We start from the raw sequence: 6,257 nt of genomic DNA, 5'->3' as shown, positions 1-6,257 counted from the left end.
ATTATTATTTAAATGAATTGTAAGATATTATAAATAAATGGGTCCACAAAGAAGAAATATACAATTAATCTATATAAGGCGAAAAAAATTTTACATATACATTATACTGTGATATACTATATTTATACTTGAATTTTGAGTAAATAGTAACACGATATATCTATTAGTATTGTATAATTAAGTATACACCTAGATTTTATTAGTGAGATATTAAAAGAAGTTTGAGAAATAAAATACAAAATAAAATTTAGGAGGTATGTAATTATGACTGGTACAGTAAAATGGTTTAATGCAGAAAAAGGATTTGGATTTATTACTACAGAAGAAGGAAAAGATGTATTCGTACACTATTCAGCAATCCAAAAAGAAGGTTTCAAAACTTTAGAAGAAGATGAAGCAGTAGAATTTGAAGTAGTTGAAACAGAAAAAGGTCTTCAAGCAGAAAATGTAGTTTCTGCATAATTGATAGTTAATCCCTAGAATATTTAAATATTCTAGGGATTTTTATTTTTATAAAAGATACTTTCACTTTTCACTATAGGTCTTTATTCTAAAAAAGAATAAAGCTTTATAATATAAATGATTTTTACTTAGAAAACAAAAAATTTATAACCTTGTAGATGGGTAGCTATATAATAAGGATAGGAAAAGGTAGACTTATATATCTGTAGGAGGAAATTATTATGAGAATAGATGGTACTTATCATATAAATAATCTACCAAATAAAAATGGTCTTGAAGCTTCAAAGGAAACTATAGTAAAGGAGCTAAAAGTTGGAGGAACTAATGTTAATGTAGATGATATATATGAAAAGATAGATTTAGAAATGGAATCCTTAGTTTATGATTTAGAAACCATAAAAGAACTTAGCAAGGGGTCAGAGGATGCTATAACCCAGCTTAGACAAATGGTAGAAGATATAGTAAAAAAACAAAGTGAGACTATAGATATATTAAAAGAGGAAAATATAAAAGGAAAGAGTCTATCTAAAAATGGACCAGAAGGTAAGGATGTAATCAATAAGGACTTAACTCAGGCAAAAAACACAGTAGAAATAGATAGGGTAAAAGTAGAGGAAAAAATTTTGGCTAAGGCAAAAGAGTTGATCGGTAAAAATGGTAAGCTTGGTGCTGAGACTTCTAGTGAAAAAGTAGTAGATTTTGTAAAAGAAACTTCCCATGGAGAGAAGGGAAAGATAGATATTTTAAGGGAAACTATAGATAAAAGCTTTAAAGAAACAGAGGAAATATTGGGAAAGCTGCCGGAGTTATCAAAAGAAACTTATGAAAAAGTAATAAAAAAACTTGATACCTTTATGTCTTTAGAAACTCTTAAAAATGAACCAGAAAATGCCACCATGCAGCTTGAAAAAATGGTGGAAGAGATGATAAGTAGGAATGAAAAAGAGACTTCAAATTTGATAAAGGAAAGTACAGTAAGAGATCATAGTTTAAAGGATGGTGTTTTAAATCTTGATAAAAAAGAAATTAATAGTAGTTTAAATAACCTTATAGGTGGAAGTGTACGATTAGATACAGAAGAGATGAGTGAAAAGGTCTTAGAGTTTGTAAAAGTTGCCTGGGGTGAGGATAAAGAAAAACTAGATGCTTTAAGAGTGGCCATAGATAAAGGTTTTAATAGGGCAGAAAAAACCTTGGGATACCTATCTTTAACATCAATGAAGACTTATGAAAATATAATAGCAGAGTTAAACAGTTGGGAAGAAGAGTTAGAAAGAAGAAGATATCCAGGTTGGCCAGTATTTAACATTCCTATAAATTTCTATAGAAGAATAATGACTTATAGTAGATTTGGAATAAGAACATATATAACTATTATATTTGCTATCTTTATACTATATTATGGTTTAAGGTATTTAATACTTTAGGATAAGCTAAGTAAAAAAGTTTAAAAATTAATTTTTAAGCTTTTTTTATTACGTTTTTTTAATAATTGAGACTTATTTTTATGGAGTAAGTCTATATAGCTATATTTTGGATACTGACAAAAGGTGTCAAAATAAGATCTTATTTAAAGGCCTGTCTAATTATATTGTAAATTCAGACAATTAATGATAAAATCTATATAGTTGTAGATAAATTTTGACTGGACTAGGGGGATTTTATGGGAAAGGAAATAGTTAGAAACAATTTTAAATTGATTGAAAAGAGTCTTGAAAAAATTGATTCGATAATATCTTCTCGTTTTGTTTTAGGTGAAGGTGAAACAATAGAGGAGGTTCACATAGTTTCAAATGGTAAAAGAAGTGCAAAACAGCTTTCTAGAGATATTCAATCTGTTTTGATTGCTACATATGATATAGACGTAGATTATAAAAAGATAAGTATTGCAGAATTACCTCAATTAGATCTAGATAAAATCTATCATAGACTTAAGGTAGAAGGAGTTTCTTATGAAAATAATGGGCATAAAGCTTCAGTCACAGTAAATTTATCTGATAGTAAAGGTTCATACTCTCATTCTAATACTGGACTCAATACTTGTAGAAATATTGATAGGATGCTTGTAGACTCTACTTTAAAAAATGTAGAAAAAGCCTCAGAGGTTAGTGATGCTTTTATACTAGAAGATATAAAAACTGTACAACTTTCAGTGGATAAAGTGATTTTAGTTATAATAATGCGTGTTTCAGATGGAGAAGAAAAACGAATGTGTGGTTCTTGTCTGATAGGTAACGATTATAGAGAATCAGTTGTTAAGGCAACTTTAGACTCAATAAATAGATGTGTTTTGAAATAATCAGCTATCAAGCCGACTAATAAGTATTTAAGCGAAGCGAATATAGCATATTGCCATAGCGAGGCAGTATAGTACTCTAAAAGGGGGCTATATTCAAATGAAAAGAGCTTTAATAGTTTTATCTAGCTTACTTGCTTTAGTTTTATCAGCAGGCGCAACTTTTACATGGATCTAATAGTTTAACATGATTTATTAGTCGGCTTAGATATATATGGAGGGAGTTATGAAACCAAATAAAAAGACATATAAATATATATTTTCAATGTTTTTTATTGCTATTGCACTTATTACTTATTTATTTTTGAATTTTGAAATGCCTAGTATTGGATTAATATTGTTTTGGACAGCTATGTCTATAATAGTGGAAACACTTCCTATAATTTTACCAAATAATAATATGGCAGTTTCTGTAGGTTCAGCTATAAATCTTTCTGCTGTAATGGTAGGAGGGCCAATACTTGCTGCCATTTCTTATCCTCTAGGTGTATTATTTAGATTTCCATATGTAGCTCATAGAAAAAGTTATAGGCATATATTTAACACTCCTTACTATATGACTATGTTTAATGTTTCTCAAAGTGTTATAATTTCAAGTGTTACAGGGTTAGTATATATATATTCTGGAGGTAAGGTTGGAGGATTTTTTCTACTACAGATAATATATATGTTAGTTGCTGGCACGCTACTAAATACAGTAACTATATCTGGTCTTATGACATTTCTTCAAGGGGAAAACTTTATTAAAATATGGATAAACAATATTAAAGGAGTTATTTGGAGTGCACTTGCTATAGGAGTTATGGGTGTTATTATTGCTCTTTCTTTTATATCTTATGGCTACTTATCAGTAATACTATTTTTTGCACCACTACTTTTAGCTAGACATTCTTTTAAACTATATGTTGAGATGAGAAGCTTCAATATAGCTACTATTGAAACTTTAAGTAAGGCTTTAGAAGCAAAGGATCCTTATACAAGTGGTCATTCTACTAGAGTGGGAGAATATGCACTACTACTTGCTAATGCTTATGGTTTAAGTAAAAAAAGGATAGATAATTTAATGACTGCAGCTGTACTGCATGACATAGGTAAAATTGGTATAAAAGATAGTATATTACATAAGACTGATAGGTTAACTAGGGAAGAATTTGATCAAATAAGGAATCATCCAGCTATTGGAGCAGATATTTTAAGTAAAATAGATACCTTTAAAGAAGTTGAGCCTATAGTTAGATACCATCATGAAAAATATGATGGTTCGGGCTATCCAGAAGGCCTAAAAGGAGATGAAGTCCCTATAGAGGCATATATACTTGCTATAGCAGATTCTTTTGATGCTATGACATCGGACAGGTCTTATAGGGATGGTTTAGATATAGATGTTGCTTGTAAGGAAATAGAAAAAAATGCAGGAAGACAGTTTCACCCAGAACTTGCTAAATGTTTTATTAAAACTATGAATAGAAAAGAGGTGGCGGATTGTTTTTAGAACCTAGTATACTTTCTATAGCTCTAGCAAAGTTAAGAGGAGGAAAGTTTAAACGTTTAGAAGATGTACATATAAAGGGATGGTATTTTTTAATATTATCTTTAGTTTTGCAGCTTGGACTATCTATATTAAAGTTTTCCAATCTTTCATTTGCGAATACTATAATAAATGATTACTTTTTTTATATTCACCTCATTTCCTATCTGTTTTTAATACTTGGCATATCTTTAAATATAAAGAAACTATCTATGAAAATATTTTTAATAGGTCTTTTGCTAAATTTTATAGTCATATTTTCAAATGGTGGAAAGATGCCGGTATCTATAGATGGTGTTGGGGGAATTAATAATAATAGTATAGAGATAAAGAGTTATGATATAAAGCATATAGCTATGACCGATAGTACAAAGATACCTTATCTGGCCGATATAATAGCTATACCACCTCCCTATCCACTTCCAAAGATTATAAGTATAGGAGATATATTTTTAATGCTTGGTCTATATATTTTCTTTCAAGAGGCTATGGTTAGAAAGAGAATGTTCTACTGATAAAAAACTTGTCGAAAAAAATATATAATATTTACCCCTTACTCCTAATATAAATATATAAGAATAAAAACTAAGGGGGAAAATTTTATGAAAATATTTTTAAAAGATAGTGATGATAGATATATAACAGTTGATGATATGGATATGGTCTTTACTTATGAAAAAGAGATAGCCCATGATTTTTCTGAGATGGATACAGATGAATTTGCAGTTTTGAAAGGATATATAGAAGGATATTATGAGATGAAACTTGAAACTATATTTGAATAGATAAGTCTATACACTCTACAGGTTATATAACTTGTAGGGTTTTTTATTTTGAAAAGAACTTAACTAAAACCTCTTGACTGTGATAAAATAAATAAAAGATGAAGTTTAGGAGGTAAGGTTTATGGAAGAAGTTGAAAAAGTAGCTAATAATGATAGTATGGGTGTGCGGTATTTGAAGCTTATGTTTGGACTACTTTTAGCTGCTTTGGGAAGGGTTTTGACTATAAATGCAAATCTTGGGTACGCGCCTTGGGATGTTTTTCAGCAGGGGCTTTCAAATATATTTTATATAAAAATAGGTACAGCAAATATAGTGGTCGGTTTGATAATAGTCATAATAGGTATGTTGAAAGGTCAAAGGTATGGGATAGGTACTATTTGTAATATGATTTTTGTAGGTGTTTTTATGAATATAATAATGGATTTAAATATTATTCCGGTATTTTCCAATGAGATTCTAGGAGTTATTAGTATATTTTTAGGTATGATTACATTAGGTTATGGAACTTATTTTTATTTGAAAGCAGGATTTGGAGCAGGTCCTAGAGATGGACTTATGTTACTCTTACATGAAAGTACTGGAAGGTCTATAAGATTTGTTAGAAATTTTATAGAAATAACAGTTCTTATAGCAGGATATATACTTGGTGGTCCTGTAGGTATAGGTACAGTTATACTATCTTTAGGGACTGGATATGCTGTACAGTTTGTTTTTGATCTCTTACATTTTGATCCAAAAACTGTAGATCACAGGGGATTAGACGATGAGATGAGATTTTTTAAAAAACTTATAAAAAACAATTAAAAGGATGGTTTTGAAAATGGAAGTAGATTTAAAAGTAAAAACAAATTTTATAGATGAGTATAAGAATGGCTACCCACTTATATTGGCAAATAGGATAGTAAATATAGATGATGTCTACATAGAGGGAAGTATAGTAAATCTTGTAGACAGTGATGATCAATTTATAGCTAAAGGATACTATGGTAAGCAAAACAAAGGATCGGGATGGGTTCTTACTCAAAAAGAAGACGAAGCTATAGATAAAAGTTTTTTTACAAAAAAGCTGATAGTTGCTTTAAATAAGAGAACAAAATTTTTTAACGATCCCCATACAGATTGTTTTAGACTATTTAATGGTGAAGGTGATGGTATAGGAGGACTTACTATTGAATACTTTAAGGA

Annotated in this window: 7 protein-coding genes and 1 pseudogene; all 8 read left to right on the top strand. The window is 29.5% G+C overall.

The features are described 5' to 3' along the window. Window positions 1-264 precede the first annotated feature (264 nt). The gene (locus tag ACTHW2_RS09780; protein ID WP_442263743.1) at window positions 265-462 is read left to right on the top strand and encodes a cold-shock protein; all 198 of its coding nucleotides are present in this window, start codon (window positions 265-267) and stop codon (window positions 460-462) included. A 221-nt stretch (window positions 463-683) separates the two neighbouring features. Continuing rightward, window positions 684-1,889 carry a hypothetical protein gene (locus ACTHW2_RS09775; RefSeq protein ID WP_442263742.1) on the top strand — a complete coding sequence of 402 codons (1,206 nt, stop codon included), beginning with the start codon at window positions 684-686 and terminating at the stop codon, window positions 1,887-1,889. A 236-nt stretch (window positions 1,890-2,125) separates the two neighbouring features. Next, window positions 2,126-2,761, top strand: a complete 636-nt coding sequence (locus tag ACTHW2_RS09770) for a hypothetical protein (protein ID WP_442263741.1) — start codon at window positions 2,126-2,128, stop codon at window positions 2,759-2,761. A gap of 223 nt (window positions 2,762-2,984) precedes the next feature. Then, entirely contained in the window at window positions 2,985-4,250 is a 1,266-nt protein-coding gene (locus ACTHW2_RS09765; protein WP_442263740.1) for an HD-GYP domain-containing protein, read from the top strand. Then, window positions 4,241-4,801, top strand: coding sequence for a DUF5317 domain-containing protein (locus tag ACTHW2_RS09760; protein ID WP_442263739.1), 561 nt, complete (start codon window positions 4,241-4,243; stop codon window positions 4,799-4,801). The genes ACTHW2_RS09765 and ACTHW2_RS09760 overlap by 10 nt, the downstream gene beginning before the upstream one ends. Window positions 4,802-4,888: 87 nt before the next feature. Further along, a complete protein-coding gene (locus ACTHW2_RS09755) occupies window positions 4,889-5,071 on the top strand; it encodes a hypothetical protein (protein ID WP_442263738.1) in 183 nt (60 codons plus the stop codon). Window positions 5,072-5,192: 121 nt separating this feature from the next. Continuing rightward, the gene (locus ACTHW2_RS09750) at window positions 5,193-5,876 is read left to right on the top strand and encodes a YczE/YyaS/YitT family protein (RefSeq protein ID WP_442263737.1); all 684 of its coding nucleotides are present in this window, start codon (window positions 5,193-5,195) and stop codon (window positions 5,874-5,876) included. A gap of 16 nt (window positions 5,877-5,892) precedes the next feature. Further along, a pseudogene (locus ACTHW2_RS09745) lies at window positions 5,893-6,257 on the top strand (RlmI/RlmK family 23S rRNA methyltransferase); the annotation flags it as partial.

Source organism: Tissierella sp. (assembly GCF_052089545.1).
GTDB lineage: Bacteria > Bacillota > Clostridia > Tissierellales > Tissierellaceae > Tissierella_A.
The sequence above is the reverse complement of the archived record's forward strand: the minus strand, read 5'-3'. Positions and strand labels throughout refer to the sequence as shown.

Bases quoted from the DNA above. Each gene is read 5' to 3' on its own strand.
- ACTHW2_RS09755 (WP_442263738.1), top strand. From the start codon at position 4,889: ATGAAAATATTTTTAAAAGATAGTGATGATAGATATATAACAGTTGAT.
- ACTHW2_RS09780 (WP_442263743.1), top strand. From the start codon at position 265: ATGACTGGTACAGTAAAATGGTTTAATGCAGAAAAAGGATTTGGATTT.
- ACTHW2_RS09775 (WP_442263742.1), top strand. From the start codon at position 684: ATGAGAATAGATGGTACTTATCATATAAATAATCTACCAAATAAAAAT.
- ACTHW2_RS09770 (WP_442263741.1), top strand. From the start codon at position 2,126: ATGGGAAAGGAAATAGTTAGAAACAATTTTAAATTGATTGAAAAGAGT.
- ACTHW2_RS09765 (WP_442263740.1), top strand. From the start codon at position 2,985: ATGAAACCAAATAAAAAGACATATAAATATATATTTTCAATGTTTTTT.
- ACTHW2_RS09750 (WP_442263737.1), top strand. From the start codon at position 5,193: ATGGAAGAAGTTGAAAAAGTAGCTAATAATGATAGTATGGGTGTGCGG.